This is a genomic window from Mesorhizobium sp. BH1-1-4 (assembly GCF_020165665.1).
GTDB lineage: Bacteria > Pseudomonadota > Alphaproteobacteria > Rhizobiales > Rhizobiaceae > Mesorhizobium.
Genome location: NZ_JAIUIN010000003.1, coordinates 318,397 through 344,326, shown reverse-complemented (window position 1 = coordinate 344,326; position 25,930 = coordinate 318,397). Strand labels below are relative to the sequence as shown.

The following is a 25,930-nucleotide window of genomic DNA, read 5'->3' as shown; positions in this document are numbered from 1 at the left end:
ATGCTTCTAGGCCGCACCGCCAACGGGCTCTACTGGATGAACCGCTATATCGAGCGGGCGGAAAACATGGCGCGGCTGGTCGATGCCGGCCTGCGGATGGCGCTGACCCGCACCCAAAGCGCGTCGGAGGAATGGAACTCGGTCCTGCTGAGTGCCGGCTCCGATGCCACCTTCACGCAGAAATACCAGGACTACACCGCCTCCAATGTCTCCGATTTCCTGCTGCGCGACACCTCGAACCCGTCGAGCACGATGTCGTCGATCGAGACGGCCCGCTACAATGCCCGCATGGTGCGCACCGCGTTGACACGCGAAACGTGGGAAAGCATCAATGAAGCCTGGATGGCGTTGAAGCGGATGCTGGCGAGGCCGATCGACGAGCGCGACCTGCCAAGCGTGCTCGACGCCATCAAGCGCGAGACGGCGCTGATCCGTGGCTCGTTCTATGGCACCATGCTGCGCAACGAGATCTTCGATTTCTCGCAGCTCGGCACCTATGTCGAGCGCGCCGACAACACGGCGCGTATCCTCGACGTGAAATACTATGTGCTTTTGCCGTCGATCTCATGGGTCGGCTCCAGCCTCGACAATTACCAGTGGGAATCGATCCTGCGCTCGGTGTCGGCGCATCGCTCCTATCGCTGGGTCTACGATGCCGACTACAAGCCGACCAACATTGCCGACTACCTGATCCTCAACGTCCGCATGCCGCGATCGCTGACCTTCTGCTATCGCTTCCTGGCGGAACATCTGAAATTTCTCTCCGATGACTATGGCGAGCGCCATGCCTGCCACGCGACGGCGGAGAAAACGCAGGCGATGCTGAGGGCGGGGTCGATCAAGGACATATTCGACGCCGGCCTGCATGAGTTCCTGGCCGGGTTCATTCGCGATAACACCAGGCTCGGCGACGAGATCGCGCAGGACTACAGGTTTTATTGAGCATGATTGAACGTGGACACCGCTTTTCGCTAGAGATCATGCACGCGAACGGAAGATAGCCATGCGGCTGAAAATCACCCACCGGACCGAATACCGCTACGACGCGCCGGTGCAATATCTGCTCCAGCGGCTTCGTCTGCTGCCCGTGAGCGGGCCGACGCAGACCGTGCTGTCCTGGGCGCTAAAGGTCGAAGGCGCGCGCGAGGAGGTGCGATTTACCGACCACTACGGCAACGATACCAGGCTGTTGAGCGTCGAGGGTGACCACGACTTCATCACGGTCGAGGCGTCGGGCGAGGTGGTGACGCGCGATACCTCTGGCGTTTGCGGGCCGCATCAGGGCTTCGCGCCACTCTGGTTGTTCGCGCAGGAGACCGCCTTGACCACCATAGGCGACGGCATCCGTGATCTTGCCGAGGCGGTCGGCAAGGGCACCGACCTTGAAAGACTGCATCGGCTGATGGCCGCCATCGCCGAGCGCGTCGCCTACACGCCAGGGACCACCAATGCGACGACGTCGGCCGAGCAAGCCTTGGTGCTGAAAACCGGGGTCTGCCAGGACCATAGCCACGTCTTTGCCGCCGCGGCGCGTGCGATGGGGTTTCCGGCACGCTATGCCAGCGGCTATTTGATGATGGATGCGGCTGTCGAGCAGGCGGCAAGTCACGCCTGGGCCGAAGCGCATGTTCCGGGCCTCGGCTGGGTTGCCTTCGATCCCGCCAACGGTATTTCTCCCGACGAACGCTATGTGAAGGTGGCCACCGGCCGCGACTATCGCGACGCTTCGCCCGTGTCGGGAATTCGACTGGGACAGGCGGAAGAACTGCTTGCGGTCACGGTCACGGTAGAGCAGTAATCCCCCAGGGATTACCGTTTCAAGAGATTCCATGACCTATTGCGTCGGCCTCAAGATCGATCGCGGGCTCGTGTTCATGTCGGACACGCGCACGAATGCCGGCATGGATTCGATCTCGACCTTCAAGAAGATGCATGTCTGGGAGCAGCCGGGCGAGCGCGTCATCGTGCTGATGTCGGCCGGCAATCTGGCGACGACGCAAGCGGTGGTCAGCCTGCTCGACGAGCGCACCAAGGCGGTGACCGACCGTCACGAGAAGCTGCTCGAAACGCCGTCCATGTACCAGACGGTGCGGCTGGTCGGCGACACGGTGAAAGAGGTGATCGAGCAATCGTCGCCCGCCGGCGAAAAGGCTGATTCCTATTTCAACGCCTCCTTCATCCTGGGCGGGCAGATCAAGGGCAGCCCGCCGCGCCTGTTCATGATCTACCCCGAAGGCAATTTCATCGAGTCGACCGACGACACGCCGTTCTTCCAGATCGGTGAGACCAAATATGGCAAGCCGATCATCATCCGCGCCTATGAGCGCACGATGAGCCTGGCCGAAACGGTGAAGCTGCTTCTGGTGTCGTTCGATTCCACGTTGAAATCCAACCTGTCGGTTGGCCTGCCGCTCGACCTGCTCTTCCTGGAGCAGGATGCCTTCAAGGTCGGGCTGAAGAAGCGGATCGGGCAGGACGATCCTTATTACCGCACGATCTCCGACGGATGGTCGAATGCGCTGAAGACGGCCTTCGCCAGCCTGCCGGATTTCCCTGGCTAGGAGGCCGCGGAGTCCGCGGCTCTTTTCAAAAGCCGGGCGATGGGTGCTGGCGTGGCGATCATGCGGGGAGGGCAGGATGAACAACGACGATTTCCGGCAATGGTCGCATCGCGCCGCCGAGTGGGGCGCCGACTACCGCAACAATCTGCGTGAGCGGCCGGTGCGGCCACGGGTCGAGCCGGGCGACATTTTCAGGAGCATCGAAGCGTCGCCACCCGAAGACCCGGAACCGATGGACAGGATCTTCGCCGACTTCGAAGCCAAGATCGTACCGGGCATGACCCATTGGCAGCATCCGCGCTTCTTCGCCTATTTTCCAGCCAACGCGGCGCCGGTCTCGGTGGTGGCGGAGTATCTGGTGTCGGCGATGGCCGCGCAATGCATGCTCTGGCAGACATCGCCGGCCGCAACCGAGCTCGAAACCCGCACAGTGGACTGGATGCGCCAGGCGCTCGGCCTGCCGGAAGGCTTTTCCGGCGTCATCCAGGATTCGGCCTCTTCGGCGACGCTCAATGCGGTGCTGACCATGCGCGAGCGGGGGCTGGACTGGCAGGGCAACAAAAAGGGACTGGCCGGGCAGGAGCGGTTGCGCGTCTATTGCTCGGATCAGGTGCACACTTCGATCGATCGGGCGATCTGGGTGTCAGGCATAGGCGAGGACAATCTCGTGCGTATTCCGGTCGCCGGCCGTTTTCGCGCCATGGATACGGCGGCTCTCGAAGCGGCCATCATCGCCGACCGGAAAGCCGGCATGCTGCCCGCGGGCATCGTCGCCAGCGTCGGCGGTACCAGCACCGGCGGCACGGACGATATCGCAGCGGTCGCGACGGTCGCGGGGCGGCACGGGCTCTACCTGCATGTGGATGCCGCCTGGGCCGGGTCGGCGATGATCTGCCCGGAGTTTCGCCATTTCTGGGCCGGCGCCGAGCTGGCGGATTCCATCGTCTTCAACCCCCACAAATGGCTGGGCGCGCAATTCGACTGCTCGATACAGTTCATTCGCCAGCCCGAGGACCTCGTTCGCACGCTTGCCATAAAGCCCGAATTCCTCAAGACACATGGCCGCGACGGCATCATCAATTACTCCGAATGGTCGGTGCCGCTCGGCCGACGCTTCCGCGCCCTGAAACTTTGGTTCCTGCTGCGTGCCCACGGGCTGGAGAATCTGCGCGCCATGATCCGCAATCATGTCGCTTGGAGCGAAGGCCTGGCCGCGCGCCTCGCCGGCGAGCCGGATTTCGAGATCGTCACCGAGCCGATGCTGTCGCTGTTTTCATTCCGCCATGCCGCTCCCACCGGCGCCGAGCCCGACAGTCACAATCTTCGCCTGGTCAATGCCATCAACGATGACGGCCGCATCTACCTGACGCAGACCAGTGTGAATGGCCGCGTCGCCATCCGCTTCCAGGTCGGCCAGTTCGAGGCAACCGCCGCCGATGTCGATTCGGCTTTTGCAGTCATCACCGAAATCGCGCGTAGCCTGACCTGAACCGGGCTTGTGGAGTTGTGCCGGAGTTTGCCTTTGCAATCATGTGATTTCCATTAGCCGGCTTATACCCTTTCATCATTTTCGTTTTCAGTTATAATCAAGAAAAACGAAAGGGGAGGTCGTGTAATGTATCTGTCGCCGCGCCATGCCGAAATCATCCAGATGGCCAAGGACAATGGCCGTGTGCTGGTCGACGATCTGGCGACCCATTTCAACGTGACGCCGCAGACCATTCGCAAGGATCTCAACGATCTCTGCGACCAGCGCCTGCTTTCGCGCATCCACGGCGGTGCCTTGTTCCCGTCCGGCATCGAGAACATGGAGTATGAGGCAAGGCGCAAGATCGCGGCCGACGAGAAGGAAGCGATCGGCCGCGCGGCAGCCAGGCTTATCCCCGACAACGCCTCGCTGTTCATCAATATCGGCACCACGACGGAAGCGGTCAGCAAGGCATTGCTCGACCACAACGGTCTGATGGTCATCACCAATAACATCAATGTTGCCAATAGGATGCGCATATATCCGTCGATCGAAGTGGTGATCGCGGGCGGGGTTGTGCGTGGTTCCGACGGCGGCGTCGTCGGCGAGGCGGCGGTCGATTTCATCAGGCAGTTCAAGGTCGATTATGCTGTCATCGGCGCCTCGGCTATCGATCATGATGGCGCGTTGCTCGATTTCGATTTTCGCGAGGTGAAGGTGGCGCAAGCGATCATCGCCAACGCAAGGCATGTCATCCTGGTGTCCGACCAGACCAAATTCGAGCGTACGGCGCCGGTGCGGATCGGCCATCTGTCCCAGGTAAACACCTTCATCACCGACCGCTGCGACATTGCCTCGGTGCGCAGGATCTGCCAGGAGGCCGAGGTTCAACTGATCGAGACGTCACTCGGCTAAACGCTTTCACGGCCGTTTCACGGGCTTGTGATATTTCGTTTGACATTCGTTATGAGTTCGAAATAATTCCGCCACGGTTTCGCAAAAGACAAAAATGGTGCAATGCGAAATCGTGGAGGAACTGGTGGACGCATCTTCAATCCGTGACATCTTCGTCATAGGCGGTGGCATCAACGGCTGTGGCATTGCCCGTGACGCCGTTGGGCGCGGGTTTTCGGTCTTTCTGGCCGAGATGAACGATCTCGCCAGCGGAACCTCGTCCGGCTCGACCAAGCTCATTCATGGCGGCCTGCGCTATCTCGAATTCTACGAATTCCGTCTGGTGCGCGAAGCGCTGATGGAGCGCGAGGTGCTTTGGAAGAACGCGCCGCACATCATCTGGCCGATGCGTTTCGTGCTGCCCTACGCCAAGGGCCTGCGCCCGGCCTGGCTGATCCGGCTTGGCCTGTTTCTCTACGATCACATTGGCGGGCGCAAATTGCTGCCGGCGACCAGGACGCTCGACATGACGAGCGATCCGGCCGGCAAGCCTTTGAAACCTTTGTTCAAAAAGGCTTTCGAATATTCCGACGGCTGGGTCAACGACGCGCGTCTGGTGGCGCTCAACGCACGTGATGCCGCCGATCGCGGCGCAACGATCCGCACCCGTACCAAGGTGGTCGGCGCGCGCCGCGAAAACGGCCTTTGGACAATCAGGATCGAGGACCTGCGGACCGGCGAGACCGAAGAGGTCAAGGCGCGGCTGCTGGTCAACGCGGCGGGGCCCTGGGTCGATCACGTGCTGTCCGGCGTCGTCGGGCTGAACGAGGTGCACAATGTGCGCCTGGTGCAGGGCAGCCACATCGTCATCGCCAAAAAGTTCGACGATCCGCGCGCCTATTTCTTCCAGAACAGGGATGGCCGCATCATCTTCGCCATTCCCTACGAGGACGAGTTCACGCTGATTGGCACCACAGATCAGGATTATCCCGGCGATCCGCATGATGTGAAGATCAGCGACACCGAGATCGACTATCTCTGCGCCGCGGCCAGCGAGTATTTCGCGGTTCCCGTCAAGCGCTCGGATATCGTCTGGACCTATTCGGCCGTGCGCCCGCTCTACGATGACGGCGCCTCCAAGGCGCAGGAGGCGACCCGCGACTATGTGCTGAAGGCCGATGGCGGCGAAGGCGCCGCGCCGATCGTCAATGCCTTCGGCGGCAAGATCACCACCTATCGCCGGCTTTCGGAATCGATGCTGGAGAAGATCGAGGGTTTTCTTGGCAAGCGCGGCAAGCCGTGGACATCGAACGCACCGCTGCCTGGCGGAGATTTTCCGGCCACCGGTTTCGACGCGCAGGTGGCGAAGCTCAAGGGTGTCTATCCCTTCCTCGACCAGCGCCTCGCCCGCCGGCTGACCCGGCTTTACGGGACGCGCGCCCAGGTGCTGCTCGGCCTTGCCAAGTCGATTGCCGACCTCGGCCGCAATTTCGGCGGCGACCTCTACGAGGTCGAGGTGCGCTATCTCGTTGAAAACGAATGGGCTGTCACTGCGGAAGATGTGCTGTGGCGCCGGACCAAGCGCGGCCTGCATCTTGCGCGTGAGCAGGTTGCCGCCCTGGATGAATTCATGCGCGGCATCAGCCGGCGGCACGTCGCGGCCGCCGAATGAAGAGGGTCTCGAGCTGATGCGGAAGGCCTGGGAGGAGGCGTCATGCTGGAACTGAGAAACGTCACCAAGGCGGTCGGCGCGGCCGAGCACATCCGCGACGTGTCGCTGACGCTCCAGCATGGATCGCTCAACGTCCTGCTGGGGCCGACCCTGTCGGGCAAGACCAGCCTGATGCGGCTGATGGCCGGCCTCGATGTGCCCACCTCCGGTTCGGTCTGGTTCGACGGCCAGAACGTTACCGGGACGCCGGTGCAGAAGCGCAAGATCGCCATGGTCTACCAGCAGTTCATCAATTATCCGGCGATGACCGTCTATGAGAACATCGCCTCGCCCTTGCGCGTGGCCGGCGTCGAACAGGCCAAGATCGACAGCCAGGTGCGCGAAGCGGCGGCACTTCTCAAGCTGACGCCCTATCTCGACCGCACGCCGCTCAGCCTGTCAGGCGGCCAGCAGCAGCGCACGGCGCTGGCTCGCGCCATCGTCAAGAATGCCAGCCTGGTGCTGCTCGACGAGCCGCTGGCCAATCTCGACTACAAATTGCGCGAGGAATTGCGGGCCGAACTGCCGAGGATCTTCGCGGCCGCGGGCACCATCTTCGTCTACGCCACCACAGAACCGCACGAAGCGTTGCTGCTCGGCGGCAACACGGCGACGCTGTCGGAAGGCCGGGTCACCCAGTTCGGCCCGACCATCGATGTCTTCCGCAGGCCGGTCGACCTGGTGACGGCCAGGACCTTCGCCGATCCGCCGCTCAACACCATCGTGCTGGCCAAGAAGGGCCCGGACTTCCTGCTCGAGGGCGGCGTCAAGCTGCCGGTGCCCGTGGAACTCGCCGACATCGCCGATACTAACTACACGATCGGCTTCCAACCGCATCACCTCTCGCTCGATCGGCCCAATGCCTTGGCCGTGCCGGTGCGAGCCAAGGTCACCATCACCGAAATCACCGGGTCGGAAAGTTTCATCCATCTCGATTTCGCCGATGCGCGCTGGGTCATGCTGACCCATGGCATCAGGGATTTCGAAACCGACGCGGTGGTCGAGGTGTTCATCGATCCGCGTCACATCATGGTCTTCGACGAGCACGGCCGGGCCATGACCGCGCCGAAGCTGGCGGCTTGAGGAGGGCGATATGGCACGCATCGACGTCAACCATGTCAGGCATTCCTACCTGCCGAACCCGCAAAAGGATGCCGATTTCGCGCTGCGCGAAGTGCACCACATTTTCGAGGATGGCGGCGCCTATGCGCTGCTCGGGCCGTCCGGCTGCGGCAAGACAACGCTGCTCAACATCATTTCTGGCCTGCTCCATCCCTCGCATGGCCAGTTGCTGTTCAACGGCAGGGACGTGACCAATTTGTCGACGCAGGAGCGCAACATCGCGCAGGTGTTCCAGTTCCCGGTCATCTACGACACCATGACCGTTTACGACAATCTGGCCTTCCCGCTGCGCAATCGCGGCGTGCCGGAAGCCGATGTCGACCGCAAGGTGCGCGAGACGCTGGAGATGATCGATCTGGCATCGTGGGCCAAGAAGAAGGCGAGGGGCCTGACCGCCGACCAGAAACAGAAGATTTCGCTCGGCCGCGGGCTGGTGCGTTCCGACGTAAACGCCATCCTGTTCGACGAACCGCTGACGGTCATCGACCCGCATATGAAATGGGTGCTGCGTTCGCAATTGAAGCAGCTTCATCGGCGCTTCGGCTACACCATGGTCTATGTCACGCACGACCAGACCGAGGCACTGACCTTCGCCGACCAGGTGGTGGTCATGTATGATGGCGGCATCGTCCAGATCGGCACGCCGGCGGAACTGTTCGAGCGGCCGCGCCACACCTTCGTCGGCTATTTCATCGGCTCGCCCGGCATGAATGTCATGCCGGTGGCGATCGACGGCAAAACCGCGACGCTCGGCTCACAGCGGATCGAGCTGCCGGGCGCGCCCAAGGCGGGCGGTGGCGCGATCGAGCTTGGCATCCGGCCGGAATATGTGCGGCTCGGCCGCGACGGCATGGCCGTTTCGATCAGCAAGGTCGAGGATGTCGGCCGACACAAGGTGGTGCGTGCCAAGCTGGAGGGCCGCGACATCGCGGCGGTGATCGGCGAGGACGAGACAGTGCCGGCCGAACCGAAGGTGCGGTTCGATCCGGCCGGCATCAACATCTATGCCGATTCCTGGCTAGTTGACATGGGGCGTGTCGAGATGGGGGTGGCATAGATGGACAAGACCTGGAACAACAAAGCCTGGTTCCTGGTGCTGCCGGTGCTGGTGCTGGTGGCGTTCACCGCCGTCATCCCGCTGATGACGGTCGTCAACTACTCGGTTCAGGACACGTTCGGCAACAACGTCTTCTTCTGGGCGGGCACCGAGTGGTTCGAGGAACTGCTTTCATCCAGCCGCTTCTGGGAAGCGATGGTTCGCAACCTGGTCTTTTCCTTCATCATCCTGGCGATCGAGGTGCCGCTCGGCATCTTCATCGCGCTCAACATGCCGAAAAAGGGCTGGGGCGTACCGGTCTGCCTGGTGTTGATGTCGCTGCCGCTGCTGATCCCGTGGAACGTCGTCGGCACCATCTGGCAGGTGTTCGGGCGCAACGATATCGGCCTGCTCGGCTACTACGTCAACGCGCTCGGCATCGACTACAACTACGTGCAGGATCCGTTCGACGCCTGGGTCACGATCATCGTCATGGATGTCTGGCACTGGACCAGCCTGGTCGTGCTGCTCTGCTATGCCGGCCTGGTCTCGATCCCGGACGCGTTCTATCAGGCGGCCAAGATCGACGGCGCCTCGCGCTGGGCTGTCTTTCGCTACATCCAGCTGCCGAAGATGCAGCGCGTGCTTTTGATCGCCGTGCTGCTGCGTTTCATGGACAGCTTCATGATCTACACCGAACCTTTCGTCGTCACCGGTGGCGGTCCGGGCAATTCGACGACGTTCCTGTCGATCGACCTCGTCAAGACGGCGCTCGGCCAGTTCGACCTTGGTCCGGCGGCGGCAATGTCGCTGGTCTACTTCCTCATCATCCTGTTGTTGTCGTGGGTGTTCTACACCGTGATGACCAACTACGACGCGGAGCGTTGAGATGGCAGGCGCCAATGAACGCACCGAACGCAACGCGATGAACGGCACGGCCGCTTCCGAAGGGCTCGCCAGTTCGCTGTCGCAGAGTGAACTCGACAGGCGCATGCGCCGCCGCGGCGAGGAATCGCGCTGGTGGTGGATCGTGCCGACGCTCTACATCATCGTGCTTTTGCTGCCGATCTACTGGCTCATCAACATGAGCTTCAAGACCAATGCCGAGATCGTCAACTCGCTGACGCTCTACCCGCATGCGCCGACAATCGCCAACTACGTCACTATCTTCACGCAGAAGGCCTGGTATTCCGGCTACGTCAACTCGATCACCTATGTCGTGATGAACATGGTGATTTCGGTCACCGTGGCGCTGCCGGCGGCTTATGCCTTCTCGCGCTACCGCTTCCTTGGCGACAAGCATCTGTTCTTCTGGCTACTGACCAACCGCATGGCGCCGCCGGCGGTGTTCGCGCTGCCGTTCTTCCAGCTCTATTCGGCCTTCGGCCTGATCGACACGCACATCGCGGTGGCGCTGGCGCACTGCCTGTTCAACGTGCCGCTGGCGGTGTGGATTCTCGAAGGCTTCATGTCGGGCGTGCCGAAGGAAATCGACGAAACCGCCTATATCGACGGTTATTCGTTCCCGCGCTTCTTCATCAAGATCTTCATGCCGCTGATCGCCAGCGGCATCGGTGTCGCCTGCTTCTTCTGTTTCATGTTCTCGTGGGTCGAGCTCTTGATCGCGCGCACGTTGACCACGACCGACGCCAAGCCGATCGCGGCAACGATGACCCGCACCGTGTCGGCCTCGGGCATGGATTGGGGGCTGCTCGCCGCCGCCGGCGTGCTGACGCTGATCCCGGGCGCGCTCGTGATCTGGTTCGTCAGAAACTATATCGCCAAGGGTTTTGCGCTGGGGAGGGTATGATCCATGAACCTCGATTTCTCCTGGATGGCGTGGACCTGGCCGACGGCGGCGTTCTTCAGCGTCATCGCGCTGCTTTTGCTCGGCATGGGTGTCTGGGAATACGCTTCGCCCGGCGGTCATCCGCGTATCGGCGTGCTGCGCTTCGAGACGACGCGCGGCGACCGCCTCTTCGTTTCGCTGCTTGGCAGCGCCTTTATCCATCTCGCTTGGCTGGGTCTGGTTGGGCCCAGCCTGTGGTGGGCTCTCGCTCTCTCCGTGGTCTACGCCATTGGCGTGTTCCGCTACGTATAGAGGGGGAAACTGATGGGGCGGCCGCGTATCGGCGGACGCTCCAGATCGCACTTGAAACCTTTTTAGAAACTCGGAGGAGACACAATGCGACGGCAATTTTTAACGTCAACGACTGCCCTTGTCCTTTTGCTCGGCGCGGGCCACGCTTATGCCGGAATGGATGAAGCAAAGACCTTTCTCGACAAGGAGATAGGCGATCTGTCGACGCTCTCGCGCGCCGACCAGGAAAAGGAAATGCAGTGGTTCATCGACGCCGCCAAGCCGTTCGCCGGCATGGAGATCAAGGTGGTCTCGGAAACGCTGACGACACACCAGTATGAATCGCAGGTGCTGGCGCCGGCGTTTGCCGCCATCACCGGCATCAAGGTCACGCATGACGTCATCCAGGAAGGCGACGTCGTCGAGAAGATCCAGACCCAGATGCAGACCGGTCAGAACCTCTATGACGGCTGGGTCAACGACAGCGATCTGATCGGCACCCACTGGCGCTACCAGCAGGTGCGCAACCTGACCGACTGGATGGCTGGTGAAGGCAAGGACGTCACCAATCCGGGCCTCGACCTGGCAGACTTCGTCGGCTCCTCCTTCACCACGGCGCCGGACAAGAAGCTCTATCAGCTCCCCGACCAGCAGTTCGCCAACCTCTACTGGTTCCGTTACGACTGGTTCAACGACGAGAAGAACAAGGCCGACTTCAAGGCCAAGTACGGTTACGACCTCGGCGTTCCGGTCAACTGGTCGGCCTATGAGGATATCGCCGAGTTCTTCACCGGCCGCGACGTCGACGGCAAGAAGGTCTATGGCCACATGGACTACGGCAAGAAGGACCCGTCGCTGGGCTGGCGGTTCACCGACGCGTGGTTGTCGATGGCCGGCAACGGCGACAAGGGCCTGCCCAACGGGCTGCCGGTCGACGAATGGGGCATCAAGGTCAACGAGAAATCGCAGCCGGTCGGCTCCTGCACGGCGCGCGGCGGCGACACCAACGGCCCGGCCGCGGTCTATTCGATCCAGAAATACCTGGACTGGCTGAAGGCCTACGCGCCGCAGGAAGCGCAGGGCATGACCTTCTCCGAATCGGGCCCGGTTCCGGCGCAGGGCAACATCGCCCAGCAGATCTTCTGGTACACCGCCTTCACCGCCGACATGGTGAAGCCCGGCCTGCCGGTCATGAACGACGATGGCACGCCGAAGTGGCGCATGGCCCCATCGCCGCATGGCGTCTACTGGAAGGACGGCATGAAGCTCGGCTACCAGGACGTCGGGTCGTGGACGCTGATGAAGTCGACGCCCGAAGACCGGGCGAAGGCGGCCTGGCTCTATGCCCAGTTCGTGACATCGAAGACCGTGGACGTGAAGAAGAGCCATGTCGGCCTGACCTTCATCCGCGACTCCACGATCCACGACAAGAGCTTCACCGAACGCGCACCGAAGCTCGGCGGCCTGATCGAGTTCTATCGTTCGCCGGCCCGTGTGCAGTGGTCGCCGACCGGCACCAACGTGCCTGACTATCCGAAGCTGGCACAACTCTGGTGGCAGGCGATCGGCGATGCGTCGTCGGGCGCCAAGAGCGCGCAGGAAGCGATGGACTCGCTCTGCGCCGAGCAGGAAAAGGTCATGGGCCGCATCGAGAAGTCCGGCGTCCAGGGTGACATCGGGCCGAAGCTCGCGGAGGAACATGATCTCGCTTACTGGAATGCCGACGCGGTCAAGGCCGGCAATCTCGCGCCTCAGCTGAAGATCGAGAACGAGAAGGAAAAGCCGCAGACCATCAACTATGACGAGCTGGTCAAAAGCTGGCAGAAGTAAGACGGTCTATGCGGGCGTTCGCGCCCGTGTGAAACAGGGGGAGACGGCGCGTTGCCGTCTCCCTTCTTTGTATCAAGGCGGAGGATGCGGGAATGAGCGGTTTTGTGCTGGCCATCGACCAGGGAACGACATCGACCCGGGCGATCCTGTTCGACAAGGACATGACAGTCGCCGGCAGCGGGCAGAAGGAATTCACCCAGCACTATCCGGCCTCCGGCTGGGTCGAGCACGACCCGGAAGAGATCTGGGCAAGCGTCGTGACGACGGTGAAGGCCGCACTGAAAAAGGCCGGCTGTACGGCTGCCGATGTCGTGGCCATCGGCATCACCAACCAGCGCGAGACCATCGTCATCTGGGACAGGGCGACGGGCAAACCGATTCACAACGCGATTGTCTGGCAGGATCGGCGCACCGCGCCGCTTTGCCAGAAGCTCAAAAAACAAGGGCTGGAAAAGAAATTCACGCGCAAGACCGGCCTGCTGCTCGATCCCTATTTTTCGGGCACCAAGATCGCCTGGATGCTGGACAAGGTGAAAGGCGCAAGGAAGCGGGCCGAGAAGGGCGAATTGCTGGCCGGCACCATCGACAGTTTTCTGATCTGGCGGCTGACCGTCGGCAAGGTGCACGCCACCGATGCCACCAACGCGTCCCGCACGCTCGTCTACAACATCGCCGAGAATGCCTGGGACGACGAACTGCTTTCCATCCTGCGCATTCCAGCCGCGATGTTGCCCGAAGTCAAGGATTGCGCCGATGAATATGGAATCACAGAGAAAAGCCTCTTTGGCGCCGAGATCAGAATCCTCGGCGTCGCCGGCGACCAGCATGCCGCCACCATCGGGCAGGCCTGCTTCGAGCCGGGTATGATGAAATCCACCTACGGCACAGGCTGTTTTGCGCTGCTCAACACCGGCAGCGATCTGGTGCGCTCGAAGAACCGGCTGCTGACGACCATCGCCTATCGGTTGAACGGCAAGACCACCTACGCGCTGGAAGGCTCGATCTTCATTGCCGGGGCCGCCGTGCAATGGCTGCGCGATGGCATCAAGGTGATCGGCAAGGCCGAACAGAGCGGCAGGCTGGCGGCGGAGGCCGATCCGACCCAGAATGTCTATCTAGTGCCGGCTTTTGTCGGGCTCGGCGCGCCGCATTGGGACGCCGGGGCGAGGGGCGCGATCTTCGGGTTGACCCGCAATTCCGGCCCGGCGGAGTTCGCCCGCGCCGCTCTGGAATCCGTCGCTTATCAGACCCGCGACCTGCTGGATGCGATGCGCAAGGACTGGAAGGGCGCCTCCGCCAAGACCGTGCTCAGGGTCGATGGCGGCATGGTGGCGTCGGACTGGACCATGCAGAGACTGGCCGACATTCTCGACGCGCCGGTCGATCGGCCGACCATACTGGAGACGACCGCGCTGGGAGCGGCCTGGCTCGCCGGTTCGAGAGCCGGCGTGTGGCCGAAGGCGCGAGAATTCGCAAAAAGCTGGGCGCTGGAGCGGCGCTTTCAGCCGGAGATGGACGCTTCCAGCCGTGCGGCGAAACTGTCGGGCTGGCGCGATGCCGTGCGCAGGACACTGAGCACCTAAAAAGGGCCGCGCCATTTGGCGCGGGCCTTCTACTCACAAGCATACGCTACTCATACGCCACTCACACTATCCGTGGATCAGTACGGCGAGCGGCACTCCTGGCGCGGCCCATTGTACGGCTGGAAGGTGTTGTCCGATGCCCGGTAGCTCTTGTAGCGGTCGTAGCACCACTGGACGTGCGAGTTGCCTTCATAGACACGATTGCTCTCGCTGTTGACGATCGCACCGGTGATCAATGCGCCAGTCGCGAAAGCGGCAAGCGGGAACCAGTAATCGCCATGGCGGCGGTAACCGCGACGGTATTCACGATAGCCGCGATGGCCGTTCCAATAACTTCCACCATCATAGTTTCGCGCAAAGTTACGATTGCGGTTGAAGTTGCGGTTGCTGAAGTTTCGATTGCCGTGGCGGTTGTTCATCCAGGGCTTGTAGTCGACGTTCTGTGCATCGCTAGAAGCTGATGACGTCTGCGGCACAAACATCTGGGCTGCTTCCGCCGGCATGGCGGCCGCCGCGGCAAAAGATATTGATAGCGTGGTCGCCAGTATACCCGTTGCGAGCTTGTTCATGGTCTTCTCCTTCGAAAGGGTGATTGACGTCCCTTGTGGCGAGGTAACGAGCGATCTTACCGATGGTTCCTCATGAACCGCCAAGTTGCTGATTTGTAATGTTTCTCGGTTGGGTCGGCAGCCCATTGAAAAGTTCTGCCGGCTGCTCGGGGGATTTGGAGCCTTCGGGACGTCTTATCAGGCGAAGTGACCATGCTTGAAACAGCCGGCCTTTTGACGCTCTTTTCCGGTTGACCGGTCGCGGCACTCTCCCTATGTTCCGCGCAATTTCGAGGGCGGCCTTTTCGAGCCCGAGGGAGCGCGTAGCTCAGCCGGTAGAGCAACTGACTTTTAATCAGTAGGTCATGGGTTCGAATCCCATCGCGCTCACCATCGTCAAATGTCTTGCCAGCGCTTTTTGATTTGTCCGTGTATCTTGTCGCGCTCAACGACTGTTCAGATGCTTCATGACAGATGCACGTCCAAAACGGCGGCTTTCTTGGCGATCAACCCTTCCAGATCGGCGTCGGATCGCTTCGTTCCCGTCCGTTCGCGCAGCAACGAGATCACGGAGCTCATCGAAAGCCGCGCCGTGCGATCGCTCAGGATGGCGTCCACCGCGCCGGCAACATCGGGGGTCTCGGTCGGTGCTCGCATAATCGGTTCCTTTCTGTTCAGGTCGGCGTCGGCGCCGTTGGCCGGTCCCCTTACGCCGCGGTCGAAGATGACGGCCAAGCCGTTCTTCACGGCGAGGGCGGCGACCATGTCGTCGAGGTCGTGATCGGAAAGCGCTCGCTCAGAAGGATCAGGTTTCAGGGTTCTGCGGATCACTCGGGCAGCCTGGTCCGTGGACACAAAGCCGAAATGCCGTTTTCTGGCCTCGACATATTGCTCGATGATCATACTCAGACGCCGGGCTGCGATATCCCTGGGTTCCTGCATCTGGGCCTCCTTCGACCGCCGTAAGCGCAGGTCGGCACCAACAGGAAATAGGGCGGCTGCGTCGAGCCAAACAGGGGACGGATCGATCATTCGTCGCACTTTCCAATGATTCCGGAACGATCCCGGCCCTGATGCATTTTGGCTCTATGACCAGCTTATTGAGGGACGCCGGGACATGAAGATCGCCCATGTCGCGCCGCTGTACGAATCGGTGCCGCCAAGACTGTACGGGGGTACCGAGCGCATCATCTCATACCTTACCGAAGCGCTCGTCGACCTCGGCCACGAGGTGACCTTGTTCGCCAGCGGCGATACGAAGACCTCGGCCAAGCTCGTGCCGTGCCGCGAAAGGGCGCTTCGTCTCGATCCCCGCCCGCTGAAGTCGGAGATCGCGGCGCATCTGTCCATGCTCGACGAGGTGAGGAAACGCGCCGACGATTTTGACGTCGTTCATTTCCATCTCAGCCATTTCCTGCATTTCCCGTTTTTCCGCGATATGCCGCAACGCACGGTGACGACCCCGCATGGCAGGCTGGATTACGTGGATCTCGCGCAGGCCTATGACCGGTTTCCGCGGTTCCCCATGATTTCCATATCCCGCAGCCAGCGGGCGCGGTTCGCGTCCGCCAATTGGCTTGCGACAATCCATCACGGGTTGCCGCTTGGGCTTTATGAGCCCGATTTCGAAGCGGGCTCGGACGGGACCTACCTTGCGTTTCTCGGCCGAATGTCGCGCGACAAGCGGCCGGATAGGGCGATCGAGATTGCCCGCCGCACCGGCCTGAAACTGAAGCTCGCCGCCAAGGTCGGCGATGGCGACCGCGCCTATTTCGAGGAAGTCGTGCAGCCGCTCATCGATGGCGACCGGGTCCAATATGTCGGCGAGATCGGCGAGGACCAGAAGGCCAGGTTCTTGGGCAATGCGGCTGCCTTGCTGTTCCCCATCGATTGGCCCGAACCCTTCGGGCTTGCGGTGATCGAGGCCATGGCCTGCGGAACCCCGGTCATGGCCTGGAGTTGCGGCGCCATGCCCGAGATCATCGATCATGGGGCCACCGGCTTTGTCGTCGAGACCATCGAGGATGCCGTCGCCTCGATGCCTGCTCTCCTGCAGCTCGACAGGCGACGAATAAGAACCGCCTTCGAAAGGCGGTTTTCGGCCGACAGAATGGCCAGGGATTATGTCGCGGCTTATTCGCGGCTGAGCGATGGTCTCGAAGAAAGCAGAGCTTCGTAGACCTTCACCCGTTCGGAAACCAACACGGGACAATCTTCTTGACCATTACCCAACTCGACGAGCGCAAGCTCGATCCTGCAATCGCACTGGCTTCACTCGACGAAACCGCGCCCCGGGAGCCGCATCGGCTTTACGCCCTCAAGCACGGTGACTGCTTTGCCGTCGCCGATGCCTATGGCGACATACGCGGCGCCGGCGACGGCTTCTTCCGTGACGACACGCGGATGCTCTCCGAATTTCGCCTGACCGTCGGCGGACGGTCGCTCTCATTGCTTGGCGCATCGCTTAGCCAGGACAACGTCCTGTTCACGAGCAATCTGACCAACCTGCCGATCGAGAGCGCCGCTGGCCGCCAGATTCCGCAAGGTGCCCTTCATATCGAGCGGGTCAGACTGCTGTGGCAGGAAAGACTGTATGAACGCATAACGCTCTCCAACTACAGCCGGGAGCATTCGACCGTCCTTCTGTCGCTGCGCTTCGGTGTCGATTTTCGCGACATGTTCGAGGTTCGGGGTTCGACGCGTCCCAAGCGAGGAACTGCCCACACGGCCGAGATCGATCGGAACTCGGTCTTGCTGCGCTACGAAGGCTTGGACAAGGTGGTGCGCACGTCCGCGATATCGTTTTCGCAGACGCCCGATCAATTGACCTCCGAGCGGGCGGATTTCTTCATCGCGATCACCAAGCGCAGCAGCCAGACGCTTTACGTGGAAGTGGGCGGCGAGACGACAGACCGGCCCGAAAGCGGCCGGTTTCGGGCCGCCGCCGCCCGCGCCCGTTTCGGCATGCGCGCCAAGCGGCGGCATGGCGCGACGCTGCACAGTTCGGGCCGTGTTTTCAATGATTGGATGGAACGCGCCCGCGCGGACGTGGCGTTGCTCACGACGGAATTGGCGACCGGCCCTTACCCCTATGCCGGCATTCCATGGTTTTCCACCGCCTTCGGCCGGGACGGGGTGATTTCCGCCTTGCAGATGCTTTGGCTCAATCCAGGCCTGGCCCGCGGCGTGCTTGCGTTTCTCGCCCAGCACCAGGCGACCGAGACCTCTCTCTTCAGCGATTCCGAACCCGGCAAGATCATGCACGAGACGCGCAAGGGCGAGATGGCGGCGCTCAGCGAACTGCCGTTCGGCCGCTACTATGGCGGTGTCGACACGACGCCGCTCTACATCCATCTCGCCTGCGCCTATGCCGACCGCACGGGAGACACGGCTTTCATCGACAGCCTTTGGCCATCGCTGTGCGCGGCGGCCGAGTGGATCGAAACAGCGAGCCGTCCCACAGGGTTCCTCACCTACCAGCGCGCCGCGGAGTCAGGGCTTGCCAACCAGGGGTGGAAGGACAGTTTCGATTCCGTCTTCCATGCCGACGGCCGCTTTCCAAAAGGACCGATAGCGCTGGTCGAGGTCCAGGGCTACGTCTTCGCGGCGTTCCAGGGATTGGCAAAGCTTGCGCGGTTGCGCGGCGAAGAGGAGCGGGCGCAAGATTGGGAAGTGCGCGCGGATGCCATTCGCCAACACGTCGAACGTCACTTCTGGATCGAAGACCTCGGCTATTATGCACTGGCGATCGATGGCGATGGCCAGCCCTGCAAGGTGCGCACGTCCAATGCCGGTCACCTGCTCTATGTCGGCCTTCCCAGTCCGGATCGCGCACGCATGGTCGCCGACCAGCTGCTGTCGGCTTCGTTCCATTCCGGCTGGGGACTGAGAACGCTGGCCGACGACGCGATCTTTTTCAATCCGATGTCCTATCATAACGGGTCGATCTGGCCGCACGACACCGCGATCTGCGCGGCCGGACTGGCACGATACGGGATCCGCGACAGCGTGGTGCGGTTGATGAGCGGAACCTTCGAATCCGCGGTTCACTTCAACATGCGGCTGCCCGAACTGTTTTGTGGTTTCACGCGCGCGGCCGGCGAAGCGCCGATCGCCTATCCGGTGGCCTGCCTGCCGCAGGCCTGGTCCGCGGGCTCCGCCTTCATGCTCATGCAGGCCTGCCTGGGCCTCCAGATCGACGGCCGGACCAACGAAATTCACGTGACCCAGCCGCGCTTGCCGATCGGTATCGACAACCTCGTCCTTCGCCATCTCTCGGTAGGAGACGTGGCGGTGGATCTGACGTTTCAACGCGTGGGAGATCGTGTCGGCGCCTTCCTCGCCGATGCGCATGAGGGTCTGGTCCCTCTGGTGGTCAGGAGCTGAAAAATCGGAACCATCATGGGGTCCGGAACGTTGGATTGCCATGCCAAGGATGCTGGAGTTCCTGTCGGTGGATTTGCCGCATCGCATTGAAAGGTAATCAATTCGAAATGCCCGACAACAGTTCGTATCTGGTCGTCCCTTCGGCTGCAACGTGGCTCTTCATCATCGCAATTGTCGGTACCTTGTGCATCGCCCTGACCCTGGCGATTTCGCGGGCGAATCGGGCCAGAAACGCGAAGCGCACTCGCCTCGAAGCAGGGCCCGCTCGCAGTCCGCTGCCGGAATTCGAAAAGAATGGGCAATCCGCTACCGCCGCGCTCGTCCAATGGTCGCCGGAAACCTTGCGTCACATTCTGGCGAAGGAACTTCCGGACGCGCAGGTGATCGTGGTCTCGAACCGTGAACCCTATATCCACAACCGCAACGGCGACGAAATCCAGCTGGTCGTGCCCGCCAGCGGCTTGGTCTCGGCCCTGGAGCCGATTACGCGCGCCTGTGCCGGCACATGGATCGCCTATGGAGGCGGCTCGGCCGATGCACTTGTCGTCGATGAAAATGACCGCGTCGAGGTGCCGCCGGAAAATCCTTCCTATACGTTGCGCCGCGTCTGGCTGAGCGAGGAAGAACTGCAGGGCTATTACCTGGGCTTTGCCAATGAAGGGCTATGGCCGCTGTGCCACATTGCCTTCACCCGGCCGACCTTCCGCGCTTCGGACTGGGAGGCCTATGAGGCGGTCAATCGCAAATTCGCCGAGACGGTTGTCGCCGAGGCCCGCAACGAACGGCCGATCGTTCTAGTCCAGGACTATCATTTCGCGTTGTTGCCGCGGATGATCCGGGAGCGCCTGCCGGAAGCGATCATCATTACCTTCTGGCACATTCCATGGCCGAACTCCGAGGTCTTCAGCATCTGCCCGTGGCGCGAGAAGATTCTCGAAGGGCTGCTTGGCAGTTCAATCGTCGGCTTCCACACGCAGTTTCATTGCAACAACTTCATCGACAGCGTCGACCGCTTCCTGGAGAGCAGGATCGAGCGCGAGGATTCCGCGATCTCCTATGGCGGCCAGATCAGCCTGGTTCATGCCTATCCGATTTCGATCGAATGGGACCCGGCGCGACAGGCCAAGCTGCCCGATGTGGCGCAATGCCGCCGGCTTGTTCGTGAGAAATTCGGGCTGGCGGATGATGTCAGGCTGTGCGTTGGCGTCGAACGTCTCGACTACACCAAGGGCATCCTCGATCGCTTTACCGCACTCGATGAGCTGCTGACGCTTCATCCGGAATGGATTGGCAAGGTCGCCTTCCTGCAGATAGCGGCCCCCAGCCGCGGAAGCTTGCCCGCATATCAACAGCTGCACGAGGAATGTCTGCGCCAAGCCGACGACCTCAACCTGCGCTATGGCCGTGACGGCTACACTCCCGTCCTGATGGTGACGGAACATCATTCCCAGGATCAGGTCTACGAAATCTACCGGGCCGCCGACGTGTGCATGGTCACAAGCCTGCATGATGGCATGAACCTTGTGGCCAAGGAGTTCGTCGCGGCGCGCGATGACGAACAAGGCGTCCTCCTGCTGAGCATGTTCGCCGGCGCCTCGAAGGAATTGCTGGAGGCGCTGATCGTCAACCCCTACGACGCCACGATGATGGGAGACGCCTTGTTGCAGGCTTTGACGATGTCGGCGGATGAGCAGCGGCAGCGCATGCAACGGATGCGTGAGATCGTTCGCGAGAACAATGTCTATCGGTGGGCAGGCAGCATGCTTCTCGATGCCGCGCGCTTGCGCAAACGCGTTGCGGTCGATCGCGCCGTCGGCGCGGCCCCGACGTCATCAGGCAATGTGATATCGCTGCTTGATCGCAGACGCGTGGCGGCACTGTGATGTTGTCCTTGCCAAAACTGTCCGCGCCTGAAGTCCCCAGAGGGCAGTGGTGCCTTTTCCTGGATATTGACGGCACGCTTCTGGAACATGCCGCGCATCCCGATGCCGTGGTTGTCAGCAATGGGTTGCGTACGCTGTTGGCGGGGCTCGAATTGCAATTGGACGGAGCCCTGGCGTTCATCACGGGACGGTCGATCGCCGCGGTCGACCATCTCTTCCAGCCCCTAAGATTGCGCGCCGCCGGGCTCTATGGGCTTGAGCACAGGCTCACGCGTGACGGTCCGGTGGAGGCGGCTGGCGAGCCGGCCGATATTGCCGCGCTTGCCGAGGAAGTCGAAGCGGAACTGGCCAGCGCGGACGTCTATATCGAGCGCAAGGGTCCGATCCTGGCAATCCACACACGCGCGGCGCCGCACTTGTTGCAGCGCGCGACGCAACTGGTCGAACAGGCGCTGGAGAGGTTGCCCGTGGGATATCGGGTGCTGGCGGGTAATGCCGGCGTTGAATTGATGCCGCTGGAGGCAGCGAAGGGCGCGGCAATCAGGCGCTTTTTGGATCTGCCGGCTTTCGAGGGGAGGCGGCCAGTGTTTCTGGGCGATGACACGTCCGACGAGAATGGGTTCGAGGCCGTCAATGAGATGGACGGCATTTCGATCCGCATCAAACCGCGCGGGCCGACAGCGGCTCGATACACGCTTGCCGGCGTGGACGAGGCCTTGGCCTGGCTGGGTGCGGTAAGCCTCGCTCAGGTCCGCTGAGGCGGCTCAGCCTTCCCCGAAAACAAGAGAAACATTGCCGCCGGCGTGACGCTCGAGGCGGCCGGCGAGATCAAGTTCCAGGAGCACCATGAAGACTTGGGCGGGGTGCAGACCGGTGTGGCGAATGATTTCATCGACTGGCACGGGTGTCGGCCCCAGTGTCTCGATCACCTTGGCGCGGTCGCTCTCGCCCGGTGGCGGGGTGGCTGAAAAGTCAGGCGGATCTTCAAACGGCGGCACCTCGGGCGCGCGCATTCCGGTCAGCGGCGCGATCGCCCGGGAAATGTCTGAAGCTTCCGTCACCAGCGTGGCGCCGTCCTTGAGCAGGCCATTGGTTCCGACGGCGCGCGGATCGAGTGGGGAACCGGGTACCGCGAAGACCAGCCGGCCCATCTCGCCGGCAAGCCTGGCGCTGATCAGCGAGCCTGAGCGCTGCGCTGCTTCAATCACGACCAATCCAAGCGCAGCACCGGCGACAAGGCGGTTGCGGCGCGGAAAATCCTGGGCGCGCGGCTGCCAGCCGAACGGCATTTCCGATAGGATGGCGCCGCGCTCGGCAATGTCATCGCACAGGCCGGCATTTTCGGGCGGGTAGGGCAGGTCGAGCCCGCCGGCGAGCACTCCGACCGTACCGGTCGAGAGGCTGCCCTGATGCGCCGCCGTATCGATGCCACGTGCCAGGCCGGAGATGATGCCGTAGCCGTCCCTTCCGAGATCGGCGGCCAGCATGCGCGCCATCTTGATGCCGGCAAGCGACGCGTTGCGCGCGCCGACGATCGCGACCCCAGGCAACCGGAACACCGCGGCATTGCCCTTGATCGCCAGCAGCGGCGGCGGATTGTCCATGCTGCGCAGCAACGGCGGATAGTCTGCCTCGCCAATGCCGACAAAGCGTGCACCGATCCGTCGTGCGGCTTCCATCTCGGCCTCGGCTTCGGCAATGGAAGGGATGCGCACGATCCGGTTGGCGCCGCCGGAGATCATCAGTTCCGGCAGCATTTCCAATGCGACTTCCGCCGAACCGAAGCGGTTGATCAAGTCGCGAAAGGAGGCCGGGCCGACATTCGGAGTACGGATCAGCCGTAGCCAGCTCAGCCGCTGGCGATCGCTGAGACGCGGCCCTGCGGCCGGTTCGCTCACCCCTTGGCTCCGATCTTGCCCTCGGTGCCGGCAAGCAGCCGCGAGATGTTGGCTCTATGCTTGATGAAAACAATGATGCTCATGACCACGAACAGGGCGGCAATCTGGGGTGTGCTCATGAAATAGAGGGCGATCGGGACGACGACGGCCGCGACCAGCGCCGCCAGGGAGGAGAAGCGAAACAAGAAAGCCACCGCCAGCCAGACGACGGCGAAGATCAGTGCCACCTGCCAGGCGAGGCCGATCAGCACGCCGAGATAGGTGGCGACGCCCTTGCCGCCTTTGAAGCCCAGCCAGACAGGGAAGAGGTGACCGAGAAAGGCACCAAGGCCGGCCCAGACCGCCGTCTCGGGCGCGAAATGGCCGGCGATCAAAACGGCAGCGGTGCCTTTCAGCGCGTCGAGCAGCAAGGTCGCGGCGGCAAGCCCCTTGTTGCCGGTGCGCAGCACGTTAGTGGCGCCGATATTGCCGGAACCGATCTTGCGCACGTCGCCGAGGCCAGCGGCGCGGGTGAGCAGCAGGCCGAATGGAATCGAGCCCAGCAGATAGCCGAAAACCAGTGCCAGGATCAGGCCGTAAGTCATTGGTTCCCCCGCATTTCCCCCAACCATCCCCGACGTGACATGGCCACTGCCGGTTCAGGCTGAAAACACTGTGCGGCCCGCCACCAGCGTTTGCAAGACCTTGCCTTGCAGCCGCGCCCCTTCGAAACAGGTGTTCTTCGAGCGCGAACGAATGCCGCTTTCACTGACGATCCAGGGTTCGTCCAGATCGACAAGCGCAAGGTCCGCAATGGCACCCGGCTTCAGCGTGCCGCCTGGCAATCCAAAAAGCCTCGCCGGCGCGGTGGACAAGGTTTCGATCAGCCTGAGCAACGGCACATCGCCATTGTGGTAGAGGCGCAAGGCCGCGCCCAGCAGGGTTTCGAGGCCGATGGCTCCTGCTGCCGCATCGGCGAAGGGCAGGCGCTTGGTGTCGACATCCTGCGGATCATGCGAGGAGACGATGATGTCGACCGTTCCGTCCTTCACCGCCTCGATGACAGCCAGCCGGTCTTCCTCGGCCCGCAGCGGCGGCGTCAGGCGAAAGAAGGTGCGATACTCGCCGACGTCGTTTTCGTTGAGCGACAGATTGTGGATCGAGACGCCCGATGTCACCGCCGCGCCATCGGCCTTAGCCCGCGCCATGGCGCCTGCGGCCATCGCCGTCGAGATCTTTGCCGCATGGTATGAACCGCGCGTCAGCCGCGCCAGCGCAAGGTCCCGCTCGAGCGGGATGGATTCGGCTTCACGCGGAATGCCGGAAAGGCCGAGCCAACTGGCGTACAGGCCTTCATTCATGACGCCCGACGAACCGAGGTCGGCATCCTGCGTTTCATGGACGATGGTGGCGCCGAAGTCGCGGGCATAGGTCAGCGCGCGGCGCATCACCAGTGCGCTCGATATGGTGTGCCGGCCATCGGTGAAGGCCACGGCGCCCGCCTCGCGCAGCAGGCCGAACTCCGTCATCTCGCGGCCGTGGAGGCCCTTTGTGATGGCGGCGGCCGGAAAGATGTTGACGACAGCCGTATCCTTGGCGGTGCGCAGCACGAATTCGACCAGCGCCACATTGTCGATCACCGGGTCGGTGTCGGGCATCATGACGATCGACGTCACCCCGCCGGCGGCCGCGGCGATGCTTGCCGAAGCGATGGTTTCGCGATGCTCGCCGCCCGGTTCGCCGATGAAGACGCGGCCGTCGATCAAACCCGGGATGATCGCTTTGCCGGCGCAGTCGATTGCCGTGGCGCCGTCGGGGGCGCCCTGGTTCAGCGCCGCCTTGCCCGCGGCAACGATTTTCTTGCCATCGACGATGACGGAGCCCACTTCGTCGATCCCGCGCGAAGGGTCGACGATGCGGGCACGTTCAAAGACCGTGATGCTCATGCGCCGCGGCCCTCTTGATTACGGCCCTCTTGATTACGACGGGGATCGAGCAGCGCTTCCATCACCGCCATGCGCACGGCGACGCCCATCTCCACCTGTTCCTGGATGACGCTTTGCGGGCCGTCGGCGATTTCGGAGGCGATCTCGACCCCCCGGTTCATCGGGCCAGGATGCATGACCAGAGCATCGTCCTTGGCCGCCTTGAGCTTTTCGGCATCGAGGCCGAAATAGCGGAAATATTCGCGCACCGACGGCACGAACGCGCCTTCCATGCGCTCGCGCTGCAAGCGCAACATCATCACCACATCCGCGTCCTTGAGGCCTTCCGCCATCGACCGGCAGACGATCACGCCCATCCTGTCGATGCCCGACGGCAGCAGCGTCGAGGGCGCCACCACCCGCACCTGTGCGCCAAGCGCGTTGAGCAGCATGATGTTGGAGCGCGCCACGCGCGAATGCAGGATATCGCCGCAGATCGCCACGATCAGCTTCGACAGCGGACCCTTGGCGCGGCGAATGGTGAGCGCGTCGAGCAGCGCCTGTGTCGGGTGTTCATGGGCGCCGTCGCCGGCATTGACCACCGAGCAACCGACCTTCTGCGCCAGAAGGGCCGCGGCGCCCGCCGACTGGTGGCGGATGATCAATATGTCGGGCCGCATGGCGTTCAGTGTCATCGCGGTGTCGATGAGCGTTTCGCCCTTCTTCACCGAAGAACTCGCCACCGACATGTTCATGACATCGGCGCCAAGCCGCTTTCCGGCCAACTCGAACGAGGACTGCGTGCGGGTCGAGGCTTCGTAGAAGAGGTTGATCTGGGTTCGGCCGCGCAGCGTCGAGGTCTTTTTCTCGGATTGCCGCGAGATCGCGACGGCCCGATCCGCCCTGTCGAGCAACAGCTCGATGTCGGCGGGCGAAAGATCGCTGATGCCCAGAAGATGGCGGTGAGGATAGAGTGGCAGGGACGAAGCGTCGGTCATCTCAAGGGGCTGCTATAGGGTGCGGATT

At 62.3% G+C, this 25,930-nt stretch carries 23 protein-coding genes and 1 tRNA gene; 18 read left to right on the top strand and 6 right to left on the bottom strand.

Annotated features, from left to right (window positions below; genetic code table 11):
- The 13 genes from LB569_RS08155 (at position 1) to glpK (ending at position 14,285) form a co-directional block, all read left to right on the top strand.
- Positions 1-942, top strand: coding sequence for an alpha-E domain-containing protein (locus LB569_RS08155; RefSeq protein WP_224691744.1), 942 nt, complete (start codon positions 1-3; stop codon positions 940-942).
- A 61-nt stretch (positions 943-1,003) separates the two neighbouring features.
- On the top strand, positions 1,004-1,798 hold the full coding sequence (locus tag LB569_RS08150) for a transglutaminase domain-containing protein (RefSeq protein WP_224691743.1): 795 nt from the start codon (positions 1,004-1,006) through the stop codon (positions 1,796-1,798).
- Between the two features lie 31 nt (positions 1,799-1,829).
- On the top strand, positions 1,830-2,561 hold the full coding sequence (locus LB569_RS08145) for a peptidase (protein WP_140701422.1): 732 nt from the start codon (positions 1,830-1,832) through the stop codon (positions 2,559-2,561).
- Between the two features lie 76 nt (positions 2,562-2,637).
- The gene (locus tag LB569_RS08140) at positions 2,638-4,050 is read left to right on the top strand and encodes a pyridoxal phosphate-dependent decarboxylase family protein (protein ID WP_224691742.1); all 1,413 of its coding nucleotides are present in this window, start codon (positions 2,638-2,640) and stop codon (positions 4,048-4,050) included.
- A 126-nt stretch (positions 4,051-4,176) separates the two neighbouring features.
- On the top strand, positions 4,177-4,944 hold the full coding sequence (locus LB569_RS08135) for a DeoR/GlpR family DNA-binding transcription regulator (RefSeq protein WP_140701420.1): 768 nt from the start codon (positions 4,177-4,179) through the stop codon (positions 4,942-4,944).
- Positions 4,945-5,068: 124 nt separating this feature from the next.
- A complete protein-coding gene (gene glpD / locus LB569_RS08130; RefSeq protein ID WP_224691741.1) occupies positions 5,069-6,595 on the top strand; it encodes a glycerol-3-phosphate dehydrogenase in 1,527 nt (508 codons plus the stop codon).
- A gap of 42 nt (positions 6,596-6,637) precedes the next feature.
- Positions 6,638-7,717, top strand: coding sequence for an ABC transporter ATP-binding protein (locus tag LB569_RS08125; protein WP_224691740.1), 1,080 nt, complete (start codon positions 6,638-6,640; stop codon positions 7,715-7,717).
- Between the two features lie 10 nt (positions 7,718-7,727).
- Positions 7,728-8,813: an ABC transporter ATP-binding protein gene (locus LB569_RS08120; protein ID WP_140701417.1), complete on the top strand. Its 1,086-nt coding sequence runs from the start codon at positions 7,728-7,730 to the stop codon at positions 8,811-8,813.
- Positions 8,814-9,680 (top strand): carbohydrate ABC transporter permease, encoded by an 867-nt coding sequence (locus LB569_RS08115; protein WP_140701416.1) that lies wholly within the window; start codon positions 8,814-8,816, stop codon positions 9,678-9,680. It abuts the gene before it with no gap.
- 1 nt (position 9,681) lies between these two features.
- Positions 9,682-10,602 carry a carbohydrate ABC transporter permease gene (locus tag LB569_RS08110; protein WP_140701415.1) on the top strand — a complete coding sequence of 307 codons (921 nt, stop codon included), beginning with the start codon at positions 9,682-9,684 and terminating at the stop codon, positions 10,600-10,602.
- A 3-nt stretch (positions 10,603-10,605) separates the two neighbouring features.
- Positions 10,606-10,893 carry a DUF2160 domain-containing protein gene (locus tag LB569_RS08105; RefSeq protein ID WP_224691739.1) on the top strand — a complete coding sequence of 96 codons (288 nt, stop codon included), beginning with the start codon at positions 10,606-10,608 and terminating at the stop codon, positions 10,891-10,893.
- A gap of 84 nt (positions 10,894-10,977) precedes the next feature.
- A complete protein-coding gene (locus tag LB569_RS08100) occupies positions 10,978-12,702 on the top strand; it encodes an ABC transporter substrate-binding protein (RefSeq protein WP_140701413.1) in 1,725 nt (574 codons plus the stop codon).
- A gap of 92 nt (positions 12,703-12,794) precedes the next feature.
- Positions 12,795-14,285, top strand: a complete 1,491-nt coding sequence (gene glpK / locus LB569_RS08095; RefSeq protein WP_224691738.1) for a glycerol kinase GlpK — start codon at positions 12,795-12,797, stop codon at positions 14,283-14,285.
- 77 nt (positions 14,286-14,362) lie between these two features.
- Here the strand turns inward: glpK and LB569_RS08090 are convergent, their stop codons facing one another.
- Positions 14,363-14,854, bottom strand: a complete 492-nt coding sequence (locus LB569_RS08090) for a BA14K family protein (protein ID WP_140701411.1) — start codon at positions 14,852-14,854, stop codon at positions 14,363-14,365.
- Between the two features lie 296 nt (positions 14,855-15,150).
- On the opposite strand from LB569_RS08090, the gene LB569_RS08085 reads away from it, so the two are divergent.
- A tRNA-Lys gene (locus tag LB569_RS08085) sits at positions 15,151-15,226 on the top strand.
- A 72-nt stretch (positions 15,227-15,298) separates the two neighbouring features.
- On the opposite strand, the gene LB569_RS08080 is transcribed toward LB569_RS08085, so the two are convergent.
- Positions 15,299-15,865, bottom strand: coding sequence for a hypothetical protein (locus tag LB569_RS08080; RefSeq protein WP_224691737.1), 567 nt, complete (start codon positions 15,863-15,865; stop codon positions 15,299-15,301).
- An 85-nt stretch (positions 15,866-15,950) separates the two neighbouring features.
- On the opposite strand from LB569_RS08080, the gene LB569_RS08075 reads away from it, so the two are divergent.
- The 4 genes from LB569_RS08075 to otsB all read left to right on the top strand — a co-directional run bounded on the left by LB569_RS08075 (position 15,951) and on the right by otsB (position 21,860).
- The gene (locus LB569_RS08075; protein ID WP_224691736.1) at positions 15,951-17,012 is read left to right on the top strand and encodes a glycosyltransferase family 4 protein; all 1,062 of its coding nucleotides are present in this window, start codon (positions 15,951-15,953) and stop codon (positions 17,010-17,012) included.
- Between the two features lie 44 nt (positions 17,013-17,056).
- Entirely contained in the window at positions 17,057-19,219 is a 2,163-nt protein-coding gene (locus LB569_RS08070) for a glycogen debranching N-terminal domain-containing protein (protein WP_224691900.1), read from the top strand.
- 107 nt (positions 19,220-19,326) lie between these two features.
- Complete coding sequence (locus LB569_RS08065) at positions 19,327-21,102, top strand: trehalose-6-phosphate synthase (RefSeq protein ID WP_224691735.1); 1,776 nt, start codon at positions 19,327-19,329, stop codon at positions 21,100-21,102.
- Positions 21,102-21,860 (top strand): trehalose-phosphatase, encoded by a 759-nt coding sequence (gene otsB / locus LB569_RS08060; RefSeq protein WP_224691734.1) that lies wholly within the window; start codon positions 21,102-21,104, stop codon positions 21,858-21,860. Before LB569_RS08065 ends, otsB begins: the two co-directional genes overlap by 1 nt.
- Positions 21,861-21,866: 6 nt before the next feature.
- Here otsB and dprA read toward each other — a convergent pair whose 3' ends face one another.
- Genes dprA through LB569_RS08040 form a run of 4 tightly spaced genes read right to left on the bottom strand, consistent with a single transcriptional unit; the run spans position 21,867 to position 25,902 of the window.
- On the bottom strand, positions 21,867-23,000 hold the full coding sequence (gene dprA / locus LB569_RS08055) for a DNA-processing protein DprA (protein WP_224691733.1): 1,134 nt from the start codon (positions 22,998-23,000) through the stop codon (positions 21,867-21,869).
- Complete coding sequence (gene plsY / locus LB569_RS08050) at positions 22,997-23,584, bottom strand: glycerol-3-phosphate 1-O-acyltransferase PlsY (protein ID WP_224691732.1); 588 nt, start codon at positions 23,582-23,584, stop codon at positions 22,997-22,999. Before plsY ends, dprA begins: the two co-directional genes overlap by 4 nt.
- Before the next feature lie 54 nt (positions 23,585-23,638).
- Positions 23,639-24,925, bottom strand: coding sequence for a dihydroorotase (locus LB569_RS08045; protein ID WP_224691731.1), 1,287 nt, complete (start codon positions 24,923-24,925; stop codon positions 23,639-23,641).
- A complete protein-coding gene (locus LB569_RS08040) occupies positions 24,922-25,902 on the bottom strand; it encodes an aspartate carbamoyltransferase catalytic subunit (protein WP_140701405.1) in 981 nt (326 codons plus the stop codon). Before LB569_RS08040 ends, LB569_RS08045 begins: the two co-directional genes overlap by 4 nt.
- Positions 25,903-25,930: the final 28 nt, after the last annotated feature.

Bases quoted from the DNA above. Each gene is read 5' to 3' on its own strand.
- LB569_RS08115 (WP_140701416.1), top strand. From the start codon at position 8,814: ATGGACAAGACCTGGAACAACAAAGCCTGGTTCCTGGTGCTGCCGGTG.
- LB569_RS08120 (WP_140701417.1), top strand. From the start codon at position 7,728: ATGGCACGCATCGACGTCAACCATGTCAGGCATTCCTACCTGCCGAAC.
- LB569_RS08065 (WP_224691735.1), top strand. From the start codon at position 19,327: ATGCCCGACAACAGTTCGTATCTGGTCGTCCCTTCGGCTGCAACGTGG.
- LB569_RS08100 (WP_140701413.1), top strand. From the start codon at position 10,978: ATGCGACGGCAATTTTTAACGTCAACGACTGCCCTTGTCCTTTTGCTC.
- LB569_RS08150 (WP_224691743.1), top strand. From the start codon at position 1,004: ATGCGGCTGAAAATCACCCACCGGACCGAATACCGCTACGACGCGCCG.
- LB569_RS08090 (WP_140701411.1), bottom strand. From the start codon at position 14,854: ATGAACAAGCTCGCAACGGGTATACTGGCGACCACGCTATCAATATCT.
- otsB (WP_224691734.1), top strand. From the start codon at position 21,102: ATGTTGTCCTTGCCAAAACTGTCCGCGCCTGAAGTCCCCAGAGGGCAG.
- LB569_RS08110 (WP_140701415.1), top strand. From the start codon at position 9,682: ATGGCAGGCGCCAATGAACGCACCGAACGCAACGCGATGAACGGCACG.
- plsY (WP_224691732.1), bottom strand. From the start codon at position 23,584: ATGACTTACGGCCTGATCCTGGCACTGGTTTTCGGCTATCTGCTGGGC.
- LB569_RS08145 (WP_140701422.1), top strand. From the start codon at position 1,830: ATGACCTATTGCGTCGGCCTCAAGATCGATCGCGGGCTCGTGTTCATG.
- LB569_RS08075 (WP_224691736.1), top strand. From the start codon at position 15,951: ATGAAGATCGCCCATGTCGCGCCGCTGTACGAATCGGTGCCGCCAAGA.
- LB569_RS08080 (WP_224691737.1), bottom strand. From the start codon at position 15,865: ATGATCGATCCGTCCCCTGTTTGGCTCGACGCAGCCGCCCTATTTCCT.
- LB569_RS08135 (WP_140701420.1), top strand. From the start codon at position 4,177: ATGTATCTGTCGCCGCGCCATGCCGAAATCATCCAGATGGCCAAGGAC.
- LB569_RS08155 (WP_224691744.1), top strand. From the start codon at position 1: ATGCTTCTAGGCCGCACCGCCAACGGGCTCTACTGGATGAACCGCTAT.
- LB569_RS08105 (WP_224691739.1), top strand. From the start codon at position 10,606: ATGAACCTCGATTTCTCCTGGATGGCGTGGACCTGGCCGACGGCGGCG.
- glpK (WP_224691738.1), top strand. From the start codon at position 12,795: ATGAGCGGTTTTGTGCTGGCCATCGACCAGGGAACGACATCGACCCGG.
- LB569_RS08040 (WP_140701405.1), bottom strand. From the start codon at position 25,902: ATGACCGACGCTTCGTCCCTGCCACTCTATCCTCACCGCCATCTTCTG.
- LB569_RS08045 (WP_224691731.1), bottom strand. From the start codon at position 24,925: ATGAGCATCACGGTCTTTGAACGTGCCCGCATCGTCGACCCTTCGCGC.
- LB569_RS08125 (WP_224691740.1), top strand. From the start codon at position 6,638: ATGCTGGAACTGAGAAACGTCACCAAGGCGGTCGGCGCGGCCGAGCAC.
- LB569_RS08140 (WP_224691742.1), top strand. From the start codon at position 2,638: ATGAACAACGACGATTTCCGGCAATGGTCGCATCGCGCCGCCGAGTGG.